Annotated in this window: 15 protein-coding genes; 11 read left to right on the top strand and 4 right to left on the bottom strand. The window is 67.9% G+C overall.

All coding sequences use genetic code 11. The features are described 5' to 3' along the window. The first annotated feature begins 88 nt into the window (after positions 1 to 88). Positions 89 to 1369 carry an amidohydrolase gene (locus LI334_RS06295; RefSeq protein ID WP_227262321.1) on the top strand — a complete coding sequence of 427 codons (1281 nt, stop codon included), beginning with the start codon at positions 89 to 91 and terminating at the stop codon, positions 1367 to 1369. Between the two features lie 193 nt (positions 1370 to 1562). Here LI334_RS06295 and LI334_RS06290 read toward each other — a convergent pair whose 3' ends face one another. Beyond that, positions 1563 to 2933, bottom strand: a complete 1371-nt coding sequence (locus LI334_RS06290; RefSeq protein ID WP_227262320.1) for a geranylgeranyl reductase family protein — start codon at positions 2931 to 2933, stop codon at positions 1563 to 1565. Between the two features lie 109 nt (positions 2934 to 3042). Between LI334_RS06290 and LI334_RS06285 the strand changes: the two genes are divergently transcribed. Further along, complete coding sequence (locus LI334_RS06285) at positions 3043 to 3375, top strand: 2Fe-2S iron-sulfur cluster-binding protein (protein ID WP_227262319.1); 333 nt, start codon at positions 3043 to 3045, stop codon at positions 3373 to 3375. On the opposite strand, the gene LI334_RS06280 is transcribed toward LI334_RS06285, so the two are convergent. Beyond that, a complete protein-coding gene (locus LI334_RS06280) occupies positions 3372 to 4376 on the bottom strand; it encodes a phosphate uptake regulator PhoU (RefSeq protein WP_227262318.1) in 1005 nt (334 codons plus the stop codon). The two genes, LI334_RS06285 and LI334_RS06280, sit on opposite strands and share 4 nt — an antisense overlap. 215 nt (positions 4377 to 4591) lie before the next feature. On the opposite strand from LI334_RS06280, the gene LI334_RS06275 reads away from it, so the two are divergent. The 7 genes from LI334_RS06275 (at position 4592) to LI334_RS06245 (ending at position 11446) form a co-directional block, all read left to right on the top strand. Beyond that, a complete protein-coding gene (locus LI334_RS06275) occupies positions 4592 to 5680 on the top strand; it encodes a PstS family phosphate ABC transporter substrate-binding protein (protein ID WP_227262317.1) in 1089 nt (362 codons plus the stop codon). Then, entirely contained in the window at positions 5677 to 6810 is a 1134-nt protein-coding gene (gene pstC, locus LI334_RS06270) for a phosphate ABC transporter permease subunit PstC (RefSeq protein WP_227262316.1), read from the top strand. The genes LI334_RS06275 and pstC overlap by 4 nt, the downstream gene beginning before the upstream one ends. Further along, the gene (gene pstA / locus LI334_RS06265) at positions 6807 to 8420 is read left to right on the top strand and encodes a phosphate ABC transporter permease PstA (protein WP_227262315.1); all 1614 of its coding nucleotides are present in this window, start codon (positions 6807 to 6809) and stop codon (positions 8418 to 8420) included. The genes pstC and pstA overlap by 4 nt, the downstream gene beginning before the upstream one ends. Next, a complete protein-coding gene (pstB, locus tag LI334_RS06260) occupies positions 8417 to 9298 on the top strand; it encodes a phosphate ABC transporter ATP-binding protein PstB (RefSeq protein WP_227262314.1) in 882 nt (293 codons plus the stop codon). The genes pstA and pstB overlap by 4 nt, the downstream gene beginning before the upstream one ends. A gap of 6 nt (positions 9299 to 9304) precedes the next feature. Beyond that, a complete protein-coding gene (gene phoU / locus LI334_RS06255) occupies positions 9305 to 9985 on the top strand; it encodes a phosphate signaling complex protein PhoU (RefSeq protein WP_227262313.1) in 681 nt (226 codons plus the stop codon). 232 nt (positions 9986 to 10217) lie between these two features. Further along, complete coding sequence (locus LI334_RS06250) at positions 10218 to 10889, top strand: DUF502 domain-containing protein (protein WP_227262312.1); 672 nt, start codon at positions 10218 to 10220, stop codon at positions 10887 to 10889. Between the two features lie 32 nt (positions 10890 to 10921). Further along, positions 10922 to 11446, top strand: a complete 525-nt coding sequence (locus LI334_RS06245) for an AAA family ATPase (protein ID WP_227262311.1) — start codon at positions 10922 to 10924, stop codon at positions 11444 to 11446. Here the strand turns inward: LI334_RS06245 and LI334_RS06240 are convergent. Further along, the gene (locus LI334_RS06240; RefSeq protein ID WP_227262310.1) at positions 11440 to 11847 is read right to left on the bottom strand and encodes a hypothetical protein; all 408 of its coding nucleotides are present in this window, start codon (positions 11845 to 11847) and stop codon (positions 11440 to 11442) included. The genes LI334_RS06245 and LI334_RS06240 overlap by 7 nt on opposite strands. 82 nt (positions 11848 to 11929) lie before the next feature. Here LI334_RS06240 and LI334_RS06235 point away from each other — a divergent pair, with 82 nt between their 5' ends. Both LI334_RS06235 and LI334_RS06230 read left to right on the top strand, forming a co-directional pair. Beyond that, positions 11930 to 12106: a hypothetical protein gene (locus LI334_RS06235; protein WP_227262309.1), complete on the top strand. Its 177-nt coding sequence runs from the start codon at positions 11930 to 11932 to the stop codon at positions 12104 to 12106. Positions 12107 to 12167: 61 nt separating this feature from the next. Beyond that, positions 12168 to 13124, top strand: a complete 957-nt coding sequence (locus LI334_RS06230) for a hydroxyacid dehydrogenase (protein ID WP_227262308.1) — start codon at positions 12168 to 12170, stop codon at positions 13122 to 13124. Here the strand turns inward: LI334_RS06230 and LI334_RS06225 are convergent. Further along, the gene (locus LI334_RS06225) at positions 13121 to 14806 is read right to left on the bottom strand and encodes a sensor histidine kinase (protein ID WP_227262307.1); all 1686 of its coding nucleotides are present in this window, start codon (positions 14804 to 14806) and stop codon (positions 13121 to 13123) included. The two genes, LI334_RS06230 and LI334_RS06225, sit on opposite strands and share 4 nt — an antisense overlap. Positions 14807 to 14900: the final 94 nt, after the last annotated feature.

The following is a 14900-nucleotide window of genomic DNA, read 5'->3' as shown; positions in this document are numbered from 1 at the left end:
GATTGGTATCTGCCCACATATAGTTCGGGGCATCGTCAAGGTTTCCGGCGGCGACGCAACTAAACCCGCCCGCGTCGTCGCTCCGGGCATGAGCAAATCGACGCACGACCGCCTCGTGGCGCTCCGACGCGACCTCCACCGGCACCCGGAACCCGCGTGGCGCGAGTTCTACACGACCGCGCGCATCGTCGAGGAAGTCGAGCGCATCGGCGTGGACGAACTCCACGTCGGCCCGGACGCGCTGAACACGGACGAACGGATGGCCGTCCCGGACGACGACGTGCTGGACGACTGGTACGACCGCGCGCTCGACGCGGGCGCAGACCCCGACGTGCTCGAAGACCTCCGCGGCGGCTTCACGGGCGCGGTCGCCGTGCTCCGGACGGGCGAGGGCCCGACGGTCGGCCTGCGCGTGGACATCGACGGCCTCCCGCAGGCGGAGTCCGACGACGACGACCACGTCCCCGCCCGCGAGGGCTTCCGCTCGGAGAACGAGGGCGCGATGCACGCCTGCGGCCACGACGCGCACGCGACGTTCGGCATCGGCGTGCTCGAACGCGTCAAGGAGAGCGACTTCGAGGGCACGTTCAAGGTGTTCTTCCAGCCGGCAGAGGAGCGCGTCGGCGGCGGGCGCGCGATGGCGCGCTCCGGCCACCTCGACGACGTGGACTACCTGCTCGCCGTGCACGTCGGCCTCGACCACCCGACGGGCGAGGTCGTCGCGGGCATCGACGGCTTCCTCGCGGTGTCGCACTTCCTCGCGGAGTACGAAGGGGAACCCGCGCACGCCGGCGCGAAACCCGAGGCGGGCCGGAACACCGTGCAGGCGATGGCGGCGGCCATCCAGAACCTCTACGGCATCCCCCGGCACTCGGAGGGAGAGACCCGCGTGAACGCCGGGCTCGTCGGCGGCGGCACCGCGACGAACGTCATCCCCGAGGAGTCCTTCGTCGAGGGCGAAGTCCGGGGCGAGACGACGGAGCTCAAGGACTACATGAAAGACCACGCGCACCGCGTGCTCCGGAGCGCGGCCGAGATGCACGACGTGGACGTGGACATCCACACCGAGGGGGAAGCGCCGAGCGCCGCGAGCGACCGCGCGCTCGCGGACATCGTCTACGACGTGGCGAGCGCGACCGACGGCGTGGACAGCCCCGTCGAGAGCGACAAGCTCGGCGGGAGCGAGGACGCGACCTTCCTGATGCAGGAGGTCCAGGACAACGGCGGCCTCGCGTGCTACCTCGCGGTCGGCACCGACCACCCCGGCGGCCACCACACCGCGACGTTCGACGTGGACGAAGCCAGCATCCCCATCGGTATCGACGTGCTCGCGGACTCGATTCTCTCCATCGCGGAGAACGAGCCGTAGCTCGATAGGGGCGTTCACGACGGCCTCGGAGTTCCGCGCGCGGACGGCCGGCGGGGTTTCGCGAGTTCCGCGCGCGACGACGGTTACGTGATGCCACACGTTGGCCTCGCTATCCTATTTGAACATTTATCAGATAAGCGAGTGTCGTAGCTTTTACCGAGCGAGCGAAGCGAGCGCAGAGTAAAAGGTACGTTCAGTACTTGGGGTCTGCGCCGGTGACGTCGTACACGTCGGTCATGATGTCGTCGCGGCGGTCTTGCCAGGTGTCGAGGGCGTGAGGGCTGTCGGGGTAGGACTCGTAGTGGTCGAGGAGGCGGTCGGCCTGGTTCTTGGTCTGGTAGAGGTTGTAGATGGTGCCCCAGTTCCCGAAGCTCTTGATGGCGGTCTGCACCTTGACGCCGAGGCTGAGTTCGGCGCTCCCGGCGTAGATGGCTTCGCTGAGTTTACCCATGGGGAGGCTGGCGAGGAGGCCCATGAGGTTGTCCACGTCCACGGCGGTGGAGAGGATGTTGTAGACGTCGAGGCCGGCGTAGCGCGCGCCGAAGTGATCCATGACGCGTTCGTTGTACCGCCAGAGGTTCTCCTCGCTCACGTCGCCTTCCTCGATGGCCGTGATAGCTTGTTCGCCCGCGTACTTCCCGGAGTAGGCCGCGCCGGCGATGCCGCCGCCGGTGGTGGGGTTGACGAGGCCGGCGGCGTCGCCGACGGCGATGAAGCCGTTCGCGACGGCGGAGTCGTAGGGCCGTCGGGTGGGGAGCGCCGCGCCGAGTTTGTCCTTGACCGTCGCGCCCGCGAACTCGGGGCGGTTCCGGAGGTCGCGTTTGAGGTCGTCTATCATCTGCATCGGCTCCTCGGTCATCTGGAAGCCGAGGCCGGCGTTGATTTCGGTGCCGGTGCGCGGGAAGTACCAGAGGTAGCCGGCGGCGCGCTTGGTCGGCTTGAAGACGAGCGCGTCCTTCCACTCGACTTCCTCCTCGACCTCGACGATTTCGCGGTAGCCGCTACAGAACTGGCTGTAGTTGACGTTCGTGTCGAAGTGCGTGCCGTCGAAGTCCGCGTTGTCCTGGAGGACGCTGAGCGACCCCGCGCCGTCCACGACGATGTCGGCGTCGAACTGGTGAACGTCGCCCTTGTGCTTCCCGCGGACGCCAGTAACGGTGCCGTCGTCGTCCTGGAGCACGTCGGTGACGACGACGTTGTAGTGGAAGTCCACGCCGCGGTCTTCCGCGCCGCCGATGACGCACTGGCCGTACTTCCAGCGGTCCACGACCGCGAGTTCGCCGGGAACGGGGATTTCGAGGACGGTGTCCTCCTGGGGAATCTCGAAGCGGCCGTGGTCGACCTCGGTGTTGGTGATGGCGGGTTCGAGTTTCGACTTCGGGATGGCGTCCGGGAAGTTCGCCGCGCCCTTGAGGGCGTCCCCGCACGCGATGTGACCGGCCTCCTGCTCGGTCTTCCGCTCGACGATAGCGACCTCGTAGCCCGCCTGCGCTATCGTCGCGGCGGCGTAACAGCCGGAGGTGCCGGCTCCGACGACGACCGCGTCGTACTCGTGGGTAGTCATACTCGCCCGATTGAAGGCGGGCGGGAAAACTCTTTACTCCTTAATCCGTCGCCTGCGCGGGGACACCGCGGAATAAAGAGTTTTACCCGTCGTCGCAGAACGAGGGTGTATGACGACGTACACGGTCGAGTTCGCCGGCCGCGACGAGACCATCGAGGTCTCCGAGAAGGAGACCATCTTGAAGGCGTGTTTCCGTGAGGGTATCGCGCAGGAGTACTCGTGTCGGGTCGGGATGTGCCTGGCGTGCTCGGCGAAGATTATCGAGGGCGAGGTCGCACAGCCCGCCGCGCGCGGGTTCACCGAGGAGGAGGCGGAGGAGTACGCGCTGACGTGCATGGCGCGCCCGCAGTCCGACCTCGTGCTCGACCGCGGGCAGTACCCGCCGAGCATCGAGGAGGAAGCGCCGGAGCCGAGCGGGCCGGTGACGGCGGGCGACGACTAAACGCCCGGCGTGGGCGCTGCTTTCTGGAGTGCGGTTTCCGCGATGTTCCCGCCGTAGTCGGCGCACCGGGAGAGGGAGTCCACGACGAGGCTGAGCTGTTGTGCGTTCCGGGGGTCGAGGTCGCGGAGGTGTTCGTCCACGGCGCGCGTGAGGTCGTCGATGTGGGGGATGCGTTCGCGCGCTTCGTTCGCGAGGTCGGTGGCTTCGCCGGTGTCGTCGGTGACGAGCGCGTCCATCGCCACGTCCACGATGCCGATTGCTTCCTCGTGGAGTTCGTCGAGCGCGTCGGCGACTTCCTCCGGGATGTCCTCGTCCATGTCGAGCGCGACGTTCGCCATCTTGGTCGCGTGGTCGGCGATGCGTTCGAGCTGGCGCGCGCTCGAATGGTAGTCGAAGCAGACTTCGCGGGAGACGCCGATTTCGGTGGCGGCTTCGGGGGAGCGGAGCGCGCCGCGGAAGATGCGGGAGACGACGAACCAGAGGCGGTCGACGTCGTCGTCGCGTTCGGTCACGTCCCGCGCGAGGTCGTCGTCGTTCTCGACGATGGCGGTGACGGCGTCGTCCAGCATCGACGTGGAGATGAGGCGCATGCGGCGGACGGCGTTGTGGATGGAGAGTTCGCTCGAATCGAGGAGGTCCTGGATGACGACGCGGTCGCCGGTCTCTTCGAGGACTTCGAGGCCGACGAGGCTCTGGGTGGCGTTCCGGATGACGCGGCGCTGGTCGGCGGTGATGCGGTCGGATTCGAGTTCGAGGACGTCGAACCCGGAGACGTACATCGTCATCACGGTTCGCATCAGGTGGTCGCCGTCGAGGCCGCTGATGTCGAACGTCCCCCGGACGGGGTCTTCGCTCCCGACCGGTTGGACGAGGAGGCTCCGGCCGTCCTCGTGGAACACCATCTCGTCGCCGGCTTCGATGTCGTTCTCGCGCGCCCAGTCCTTGGGGATGGAGACCGTGAACGTCGACCCGCCCGTCACCTGCACCTTCCGTCGTTCCATACCCACCGCTACGCGCTACACAATAAATTATCTTCGGTCTATATATTGATGGTTCGTGTGCGCCCCGATATCGCCTTAGCGGCCCGTACAACCCACATATATCGCGATACACCGTCCGAAACCGCGCCCGAATAGAGCGGATATACCACGATGTATATTCTACTATATAGTTGTAATAGTAGAGTATTTACCCCCGTCTCGGGTACGTCCGGGTGATGTCTGAAAGGCGTGCGACACGCCGTCTCGCCCTCGCTGCGGGGGGGTCGGCGCTCGCCGCACTCGCCGGTTGTATCAGCACCAGTCCGACACCGCCCGGGAGCGGCGGCGACACCGACGGCGGCGGCGACGGAGGCGGCGGGAGCGTCCCGCTCCTGCGCGCCGGCGGGTCGTCCACCGTGTTCCCCATCGCGAACCGCGCGTCCTCGTACTGGGGGTCGAACGCCGCCCCCGACGACGAGGAGTACTGGGGTCCCGAGCAGTACGATATCGACACCGACGCCCACCTCGCGGACTACTGGGCGGGCCTCTACGGGTTCGGCCCCGCCGACGGCGGCGTTCCGCCGTTCGAGGTGAAGGTGAACCTCAGTCACTCCGGTACGGGCCTGGAGAACCTGAAAGCGGGCCGCGTCGACATCGGGAATTCGAGCGCGCCCGTCTCCGCCGAACTCCCGGAGGCGAGCGAGGAGGAGCTGTCGAAGTTCGAGAACCACGTCGTCGGCGTGGACGCCCAACCCATCGTCATCAGTCAGGAGGTGTACGACGCGGGCGTCACCCACATGACCGCGGAGACCCTGCGCGCCATCTACAAGGGCGACATCACCGACTGGCGTGACGTCCCCGACTACGACGGCCCGTCGAAGCAAATCCAGTGCATCGGGCGCGCCGAGGGCTCCGGAACCGACACTGCGTTCCGCACGAATCTCTACGGCGACCCGAACGCGCCGATGCCCGGCATCGACGTGCGCAAGGGCCAGAACCAGCAGGTGCGGGACATCGTCGCGCGCTCCGGGAACGCCATCGCGTACATGGCGCTCGCGTTCGTCGACGACTCCGTGCCCGCCATCTCGCTCACGTTCGAGGGCACCGAGTACGTGCCCGGCGAGAACCTCTCCGACCCGAACTATCCCCTCTCCCGCGACCTCCACTGTTACACGTACGAGGGCACGTCGGAGATGGAGGCGGCGTTCCTCCGGATGATTCTCAGCGACTACGGCCAGGAGAACTTCGTGAAGCCGGTCGGGTACTCCGCGCTCACGCAGGAGCGACAGGACGAAGAACTCGCGAAACTCCCCGACACAGTATGAGCGTCGCAGAGTCGGCCACGAACCGCGTTCAGGACGCCGCGCGCGCCGCCGCGGACTGGGTGGTTCGCCTCGACCGCGGGACGAAGGTCGTCGGCGGACTGGGAACCCTGTTCCTCGTCGCGTTCCTCGCGGCGTTCACGCTCGGGAACACGCTCGCGTGGGTTCCCCTCGTCGGGTTCGTCGCCGCGAACGCGTTCGGCGCGTTCCGCTATCCCGGCGCGACCGCGCGCTACCTCGCGTTCGTCGCGACCGCCTGCACCGTTCTCGTGCTCGGCCTCATCATGGTCTACCTCTTCCTGCGCTCGCGGGAGGCGTTCGGCCTGATGAGCCACCACGTCTCGCTGTTCGGCGTGTCGTTCGACGTGCCCGGCCTCCGCATGTTCACGGACACGTCGTCGCCGTTCTGGACGCCGAGCCAGCAGTTGTACGCGCTCGCGCCGATGCTCTGGGGGACGTTCGTCACGACCCTCATCGCGACCGCCGTCGCCGGACCGCTCGGCGTCGCCGGCGCGTTGTTCATCAGCGAGATGGCTCCCGGGTGGGCGCGCGAAATCCTGAAGCCGAGCGTGGAGACGCTCGCCGGCATCCCCTCCATCGTGTACGGTTTCATCGGCTTCATCGTCCTCAGCGGCTTCATGATGGACGAGTTCAGCCTCCCGACGTTCGGGAGTCTCGTCGTCGTCGGGTTCGTCATCGGCGTGATGGCGCTCCCGACCGTGGTGTCCGTCGCGGAGGACGCCATCGCGAGCGTGCCCGGCGAGATGAAGGACGGGTCGCTCGCGCTCGGCGCGACGAGCTGGCAGACCACGACGAGCGTCACCCTTCCCGCGTCGCTCTCCGGGGTCTCCGCCGCGATTCTCCTCGGCGTCGGGCGCGCGGTCGGTGAGACGATGGCCGCGACGGTCATCCTCGCGAACCTCACCGAGCTCCCCGACCCGCTCTACGACGTGTTCGGGAGCACCATCACGCTCACGTCGCTCATCGCGAGCCAGTACGGCATCGCGACGGGGAGTCAGATGAGCGCGCTGTTCGCCGCGGGCGTCGTCCTGTTCGTGACGGTGCTCGCGCTCAGCATCGGCTCGCAGTACATCGAAGCACGCATGAACCGGAAACTGGGTGGTCAGGAGTGAGTTCGCTCGTTCAGTCCGAATCGTCGCGCGCCGAGTACGCCGCGGGCGTCGGCGTCACTGCGGGCGCGCTCGCGCTCGCCGCGAGCATCCTCGCGTTCGCGCAGGTCGTTCCCGTCACCACCGACCTCGCGGGCGTCGCGCTCTCCGACTGGCTCGCGGGCGGCCTGCTCGTCGGCGCGCTCGCGCTCGCCGCGGTCGGCGTCGCGTCCCGCCTCGACGCCATCGACACGACGCCGAACACGACCGCCGGCGTCTCCGTCGTCGCCGGGTTCGGCCTGCTCGGCCTCGTCACCGGCGGCCTGGTCGCCGCACAGACCCTCGGGTTCGCGACGCTCTGGCCGGTCGGCGCGCTCGTCGGCGCGGCCGTCGCGGTCGCGCTCGTCGCCTACCCGCGCGAGGACGTGGGGCTCGCCGTCGCCGGCGGCGGGTTCGCGGGGTTCGTCGCGCTCGTCGTCCTCCTCGATGTCATCGGCCCTGGGTGGCGGTGGACGCCCATCGAGTCCTCCGCCGTGTTCACGCCGAACACCGTCGTTCCCGTCCTCGTCGGCGTCGCCGGCCTCGCCCTCGCCTGGGTGAGCGCGCAGGCGTACAGCGGGTTCGGGGCGCGCGGCCGGGAGCGCGGCGCGAACTTCCTCGTCGGCGCGAACGCCGCCGCGATGATAGCGCTCCTCGTCGTCATCGTCGGCCTCATCGTCGTCCGCGGGTTCGAGCCGATGACGCGGAGCATCCAGTACGGCCTCTACTGGGGGCCGTGGTTCTGGTTCCACGTTCCCCTCCTCGACCAGTACGTCATCTTCAGCGGCCCCATCGTCTGGTTCTACTGGCCGTTCGTGATGGAGGGCGTCGCGCTCACGAACGCCGTGAACGGCATCGCGCCCGCCATCGTCGGCACCGTCTGGCTCGTCATCGGGTCCGTCCTGCTCTCCGTCCCGCTCGGCGTCGGCACCGCGGTGTTCCTCACCGAGTACGCCGAGCAGGGCCGGTTCACTCAGCTCGTCGAAGTCTCGACGAACGGCCTCTGGAGCACGCCCAGCATCGTGTACGGCCTGTTCGGGCTGGCGTTTCTCGTGCCCCGCCTCGGGAACACGAACAGCCTGCTCGCGGGCATGCTCGTCCTCGGGTTCATGCTCCTCCCGCTCGTCGTCATCACGAGCCGCGAGGCCTTGCTGAATGTCCCGGACGAGTACCGTGACGCGAGCGCCGCGCTCGGCGTCTCCCAGTGGCAGACCATCAAGAGCGTCGTGTTACCCGCGGCGATGCCGGGCGTCATCACGGGCGTCATCCTCGGCGTCGGCCGCATCGCCGGCGAGACCGCGCCCATCCTGCTCGTCATGACGGGCGAGCCGTTCCCGACGAACGGCGCGAACGTCCTCGGGTCGTTCTCCTTCACGTCCTCGTTCCCGTTCGTGGACATCCTGAACACGGGCGCGCTCCTCGAACCGTCGAGCGCGCTCCCCTACCAGCTGTTCGCCAGCATCAGCGCCGGCGTCGGACAGATGGGTGAGGGCTTCGCGTGGGCGACCGCGCTCGTCCTCCTGCTCGTCGTCCTCGGCTTCTACGCCATCGGCATCGCCTCACGAATCTACTTCCGGAAGAAACTCGAAGCATGAGCACGCAACACACCGAATCCGAACGCACCGCCGGCGAGAGCGAAGAACGCATCGACTCCGCGTGGACGAACTACGAGTTCGAGGGGGACGCGAAGATCTCCGCGACCGACGTGAACGTCCACTACGGGGAGGAGCACGCGCTCAAGAACATCGACCTCGACATTCCCGAGAAATCCGTGACGGCGCTCATCGGGCCGTCGGGGTGCGGGAAATCGACGTTCCTCCGGTGTCTCAACCGCATGAACGACCGCATCAAGAGCGCGCGCGTGGACGGCTCCGTGGAGCTCGACGGGGAAGAGATCTACCAGGACGGGGTCAATCTGGTGGAACTCCGCAAACGGGTGGGGATGGTGTTCCAGCAACCGAACCCCTTCCCGAAGTCGATTCGGGACAACGTCAGCTACGGCCCCCGCAAACACGGCGACATCGACACCGGACTGCTCTCCCGGCTCCTCGGTCGCGGCGACGACGAAACCGAGGACGAACTCGTCGAACGCGCGCTCCGGCAGGCCGCGCTCTGGGACGAAGTGAGCGACCGCCTCGACGACAACGCGCTGGGGCTGTCGGGCGGCCAACAACAGCGCCTCTGCATCGCGCGCTGTCTCGCCGTCGACCCCGAAGTGATTCTGATGGACGAGCCGGCGAGCGCCCTCGACCCCATCGCCACCGCCAAAATCGAAGACCTCATCGAAGACCTGGCGGAGGACTACACGGTCGTCGTCGTCACGCACAGCATGCAGCAAGCGGCGCGCATCAGCGACCAGACGGCGGTCTTCCTCACGGGCGGCGAGCTCGTCGAGTACGGCGACACCGACCAGATCTTCGAGAACCCCGAGAGCCAGCGCGTCGAAGACTACATTACGGGCAAGTTCGGGTAACACAGTATGCCACGAGAATCCTATCAAGAGAAACTCGAAGCGTTACGCAACGACGTGCTCTACATGAGTGAAGTCGTCACCGACCGCCTGCGCATGGCGCTCGAATCCATGCAGCAGTCCGACGAGGAACTCGCGAAGGACGTCATCGCGGGCGACGACGAGGTGAACGACCTCTACCTCGACCTCGAACAGGACTGCATCAATCTGTTCGCGCTCCAACAGCCCGTGGCGGGCGACCTCCGTCTCATCGCGTCCTCGTTCAAAATCATCACCGACCTCGAACGCATCGCCGACCTCGCCGTCAACCTCGGCGAGTACACCCTCGACGCCGAACACGAGATGTTCCCCGAGGTCAACATCCACGCCATCGGCCAGGAGACCGTCGATATGGTCGAGGACGCCATGGACGCCTACGCGAACGAGGACGCCGACGCCTGCTTCGCCATCGCCGACCGCGACGACGACATCGACGCCATGTGCGAGGACGCCAGCCAGACCGTCGTCCGCGACCTCATCGAAACCGAAGTCGAAGACGACACCACCGAAGACGAAATCGAGAGCCTCATGCAGGACGTCTCCCGCATGCTCCTCACCATCCGCGACCTCGAACGCATCGGCGACCACGCCGTCAACATCTCCGCCCGCACCCTCTACATGGTCGAGAACGACGACGAACTCATCTACTAGCCCACCTTTTTACTGCGGAGGGTTCGCTCCGCGAACCCCCGCTTGCAAAAACCTGGAGGGAAAAAGGCCGCGAGCGCCGACGGCGCTCGCGGTACTATCCAATTTCCCGCCCGCTACCGTTTCTCTCTGTGACCGTCTCCGCTCCAGCTTCACGACCGCGGGGATACGATGTGTTCGTGGTGGTTCGGTCTGCGTCCCCTACGTTTATTCTGGGTGCGGACGGGGTTCGAGTATGCGAATCAAGACCTCGTTGAAGAGCGACTTCCTGGCAGGGTTGATACTGGTCGCGCCGTTGCTCGTGACGCTCGTCATCCTTCAGTTCGTGTTCTCGTGGGTGACCGGATTCCTCGCGCCGCTCATCGAGGGGTCGCGGCTCGCGACGTTCACCGCGAACAACCTCCTGCTCGCGCAACTGCTCGCGCTGGTGCTGTTCGTCGTGGGCGTCACCGTCGTCGGGGCGGTCGCGCAGTGGTCGGTCGGAAAGCGCGTGTTCGGGCGGACGGGCCGGGTGGTGACGTTCATCCCCGTGTTCCGCACCATCTACGGGAGCATCCGGGGGATGGTGTCGTCGGTGACGACGCGGAGTTCGGACTTCGAGTCCGTCGTGTACGTGGAGTGGCCGCAGGACGGCGTCTACCGCCTCGGCCTGAAGACCGGTGACAGTCCCGCGGGCGTCGAGGACGTGGCGGGCGAGGAGGCGTACAACGTGTTCGTGCCGGGGAGTCCGAACCCGACGCAGGGGTCGCTCATCCTCGTGCCGGAGAGCCAGGCGCACGAGTCCGAGTTGAGCGTGCGCGCCGCCATCCGGCTGTTGATGACGACGGGAATGACGGAGGACGAGGATGAGTCCGTGATTCAACTCAGCGAGGACGAACTCGGCGACGAGGACGTTTCCACACCTTGATTAATCGGTCGGCCCCTCCACGTACTCGTACGATGAGTGCGCGAGCGGACGGCGGCAGACCCGAGTTGGTGGTCGTGTGCGGACTCCCCGGCGTCGGGAAGACGACGGTGGCCGAGACGATACGGGAGCGCGTGGACGGCGACCCCGACCTCCTGCGGACCGACATCGTCCGCGGGGACGTGGTGGACGACCCCGACTACACGGAAGCGGAACTCCGCCGAGTGTACGACGAACTGTTCTCGCGGGCAGCCACCCGCCTCGCGCGCGGCGAATCCGTCGTGGTGGACGGAACCTTCAAGCGCGCGATGCACCGGGAGCGCGCACGCGACCTCGCCGCCGACCACGACGCGCGGTTCCGCCTCGTGCGCGTGGAGTGCGACGAGGACGTGGTGCGAGAGCGCATCGCCGCGCGCACGGACGACGCGAGCGACGCGGACTTCGACGTGTACAAACTCTACAAGGAGGAGTTCGAGCCGATAGAGGACTCCTGCACGGTCATCGACAACTCGGGCAGTACGGCGCAGACGCGCGAACGCGTCATCGACGCGCTCTACTGACCCTCGTCTGCGAGTTCGTCGTACTGTTCGAACAGGAGGCGGGCGCGCTCGCTCTCCTCCTCGGTCGCTTCGATTCCCTCCTCGACCTCGCCGAAGGACTCCTCGCGGTGGCCGACCCACTCGCGGAGGTCGTCGTTCGCCTCGGCCGCGAGGTCGTCCGCCTCCCCGACGGTGCCGTAGGATTCGCGGAAGACGGTCTGCCAGCCCTCCTGTTCCACGTCGTACCCGACGCCGTAGACGGTGTCGCCGGTGACGAGCACGAGCGCGGACACCAGTCGCGTGTCCCGGCCGCGTTTCGAGGACGCGGACGCGGGCGCGGCCATACGGAACGATTCGGAGCGGTGCAGGGCGCGTCCCTCCGGAACCGTGAGCGGCCGCGGCGGGAGCGAGTCGAGACTCATACGCGACGGTGTGCGTCCCAGGGTGAAGAACGAACCGAACAGAACCCGCAAAGAAAAATACCCGCCGTCCGAATCGTGGCGTATGGTCACGGACGAAAGCGGATTCGCCGTCCCCGCAGGTATCATGGTGTTCCTAACGATAGTCGCGGCCGTCCCGGTACTCCTCCCGGGGAGCTTCTGGCCGCTCCTCCTCGTCGGCCTGTTCGCCGGGGCCGTCCTGGGCGGCGGCGCGTACTGGCTCGTCGAACGACTCTACTGACCCCGGTTCGGTTTTTCGCGGAAAGCGGAGCGTTTTTGCGGTACGGCCCGAGGGAGAGCGTATGTCCGAGACGTGGACGGTGCTCCTGCCGGCGACCATCGACCCGAGCGGCCCCGACGAACTCAGCGACTTCGCGTCCTTCGTCTCCATCAGCGAGTACGCGGACGAGGCCGCGCTGGTCGCCGACGCCGGCCGGTTCGACGCGGTCATCACGCGCACGGTTCCGCTGACCGCCGACTTCTTCGACGCCGCGGACTCCCTGCGCGTGGTGGTGAAGCACGGCGCGGGCGTCGACCACGTCGACATCGACGCGGCGACCCGGAACGGCGTGCTCGTGGCGAACACGCCCGGGAAGAACACGAACGCCGTCGCGGAGCACGCGCTCACGCTCCTGCTCGCCGCGAAGCGCCAGGTCGTGCGCGCGGACGCCGCGACCCGCCAGGCGGACTGGCGACGCCACGACTTCGAGGGCCACGAACTCTCGGGGCGGACGGTCGGTCTGGTCGGTGCGGGGAACGCCGGTCGTCGGTTCGCAGCCCTCCTCACCGGGTTCGGTGTCTCCTGCGTCGCCTACGACCCCTACGTCGACCCCGGCGTTCTCCCGGAGCACGTCGAACTCGTGGAGTCGGTTCGGGCGGTGTTCGAGGCGGCGGACGACGCGAGCGTGCACGTCCCGCTCACCGAGGACACTCGGCACGTCGTCGGTCGCGAGGAACTCCGACTGCTCCCCGACGACGGTGTGCTCGTGAACACCGCGCGGGGCGGCGTCGTGGACGAAGCCGCGCTGGTGGACGCGCTCGAATCCGGCGACATCGCGGGCGCTGGCGTGGACGTGTACGAGACGGAGCCGCCGACCGCGGACGACCCGCTCCTCGATCGGGAGCGCGCGGTGTTCACCCAGCACAACGCCGGCCTCACGGCGGAAGCGGCGCGCGCCGTCAGCCTCGCCACAGCCGAGCACGTCCGCACCGTCTACGAGGGCGGTCGTCCCGACACGGCGCTGAACGACCCGGCCTAGGTCGCGTCGCGGCGGTCGGGGAGCGTGACGGTGACGACGTTCCCGTCGTCGTACGCGAAGTCGAGCGACGCGCCGAGCGCGTCCGCGCACCACGTCACGACCCAGAGGCCGACGCCGCTCCCGTGACTGAGCGGGGTTTCGGTGCCCGCGCGCAGCGGCGCGAGTTCGGCGTCCGAAATCCGGGCGTTGTCGTCCCGCACCTCGACCGCCACCCGGCCGTCCTCGGTGTCGCGAACGCGAACGACCGCGCTGGGGTCGTCGTCGGCGTGCGAGACGGCGTTCTCGACGAGGTTCGACAGGAGCAGTCCGAGCACCGCGCGGTCGGTTCTGACGACCGGGTCGTCCGTGACCGCCGCGACCTCGACGCGGGCGTCCGGCCAGTCGGCCAGCACGTCCTCGCGGGCGTCCGCGGCGGTCGCCGCGGCGTCTACGGACTCCCACTCGCGGTCGCGCTCGCGGACGCGCCGGAACTCGTGCGCGGTCTCCGCGACCGCGAGCAGGCCGTCGCTCGACGACACGATGGCGTCCGCCTGGGATTCGAGGCGTTCGTCGTCGAGTTCCGCGCGCATCGACTGCGCGTGCCCTCGGATTATCGTCATCTTGTTCCGGAGGTTGTGCCGGAGCACGCGGTTCAGGACGGTGAGTTCCTGTTCGCGCTGGCGTTCGTCCGAGATGTCGTAGAGGATGACGGTGCCGCCGACGGACGCGCCGCGGGAGTCCGTGAGCGGCGTGTACGACACCGCGAACACGCCGCCCGCCGCCCCCGCCGTGGAGAGTTCGCCCGCGTCCCGCACCGCGTCGAGCGACTGGCCCGTCACGCCCGTGAACGGCACCGGGAGGTCGCTCGCGGGCGGCACGTCGAACACGGTGCGTGCGCGAGCGTTCGCGTCCACCACGCGGTCGCCCGCGTCCAACACCAGCACGGGTTCGTCGAGGTCGTCGAGGGCGTTGCGCTCCGCGGCGCGCCGCGTCACCGGGTTCGTCTCGAACATGTGCGTCCCGACGAACGCGTACGCGTCGAACGCCACGTGCGCCACCAGCAACACCACCAGGAGGTTCAGCGCCGGCCACGGCCCCGTGCCCGTTATCCACTGCACGAACCCGAGCGCGGGCGGCACCGTGCTGAGCGCGACCGCCACCGTCTCCCGGCGGTAGAGCGGGCCGTACGCCAGCATCGCCTCCACCAGCAACAGGACGGCGACCCCGACCGCCACCAGACACACCACTATCGCCGCGTACCCCGCGGGCTGAATCTCGTAGAGCGCGCCCGCGACCCCCAGCGTCTCCACCACCCGGAACTCCCGCCACAACCACCCGTGTAGCGGCTGCGTCAACGCGAGCGCCGACCCCGCCGCCGTCGCCGCCAGCAACCCCCGGAACGCCCACGTCCACAGCACCGCGCTCCGCCCCGTGTATTCGAGCGCGAACGCCAGGAAGAACGGCCCCACCCAGATGAACGCCGCGAGGAACCACGCCTCCGTGAACGCCCGCCAGGCCGACTCGAACACCACCAACCCCATGCCGTACCCGAGCGCCGCCACCCCCTGCGCGGCCAGCGTCACCATGAACCAGGACGCGCCGCCCTGCCCGCGATGCCGGCGCAGGAACCACGCGAGACCGAGCGACCCCACGCCTCCCGCGAGCACGCACACCAACACGACGACTCCCGAGAGAGATACCACGAACGTCTACAAACAGCGCCCGAACCAAAATGGCTTTTCGGGTTTCCGGAACCACTGACGGGAAAACGAGACACTCACACAACAATACGGCCCC

The sequence above is a fragment of the Salarchaeum japonicum genome (assembly GCF_020614395.1).
Taxonomy (GTDB): domain Archaea; phylum Halobacteriota; class Halobacteria; order Halobacteriales; family Halobacteriaceae; genus Salarchaeum; species Salarchaeum japonicum.
The sequence above is the reverse complement of the archived record's forward strand: the minus strand, read 5'-3'. Positions and strand labels throughout refer to the sequence as shown.

Excerpts from the sequence above, each read along its gene's own strand:
- phoU (WP_227262313.1), top strand. The coding sequence starts at position 9,305 with ATGCCACGAGAATCCTATCAAGAGAAACTCGAAGCGTTACGCAACGAC.
- LI334_RS06290 (WP_227262320.1), bottom strand. The coding sequence starts at position 2,933 with ATGACTACCCACGAGTACGACGCGGTCGTCGTCGGAGCCGGCACCTCC.
- LI334_RS06295 (WP_227262321.1), top strand. The coding sequence starts at position 89 with ATGAGCAAATCGACGCACGACCGCCTCGTGGCGCTCCGACGCGACCTC.
- pstB (WP_227262314.1), top strand. The coding sequence starts at position 8,417 with ATGAGCACGCAACACACCGAATCCGAACGCACCGCCGGCGAGAGCGAA.
- LI334_RS06285 (WP_227262319.1), top strand. The coding sequence starts at position 3,043 with ATGACGACGTACACGGTCGAGTTCGCCGGCCGCGACGAGACCATCGAG.
- LI334_RS06245 (WP_227262311.1), top strand. The coding sequence starts at position 10,922 with ATGAGTGCGCGAGCGGACGGCGGCAGACCCGAGTTGGTGGTCGTGTGC.
- LI334_RS06275 (WP_227262317.1), top strand. The coding sequence starts at position 4,592 with ATGTCTGAAAGGCGTGCGACACGCCGTCTCGCCCTCGCTGCGGGGGGG.
- LI334_RS06230 (WP_227262308.1), top strand. The coding sequence starts at position 12,168 with ATGTCCGAGACGTGGACGGTGCTCCTGCCGGCGACCATCGACCCGAGC.
- LI334_RS06280 (WP_227262318.1), bottom strand. The coding sequence starts at position 4,376 with ATGGAACGACGGAAGGTGCAGGTGACGGGCGGGTCGACGTTCACGGTC.
- LI334_RS06235 (WP_227262309.1), top strand. The coding sequence starts at position 11,930 with ATGGTCACGGACGAAAGCGGATTCGCCGTCCCCGCAGGTATCATGGTG.
- LI334_RS06240 (WP_227262310.1), bottom strand. The coding sequence starts at position 11,847 with ATGAGTCTCGACTCGCTCCCGCCGCGGCCGCTCACGGTTCCGGAGGGA.
- LI334_RS06250 (WP_227262312.1), top strand. The coding sequence starts at position 10,218 with ATGCGAATCAAGACCTCGTTGAAGAGCGACTTCCTGGCAGGGTTGATA.
- pstC (WP_227262316.1), top strand. The coding sequence starts at position 5,677 with ATGAGCGTCGCAGAGTCGGCCACGAACCGCGTTCAGGACGCCGCGCGC.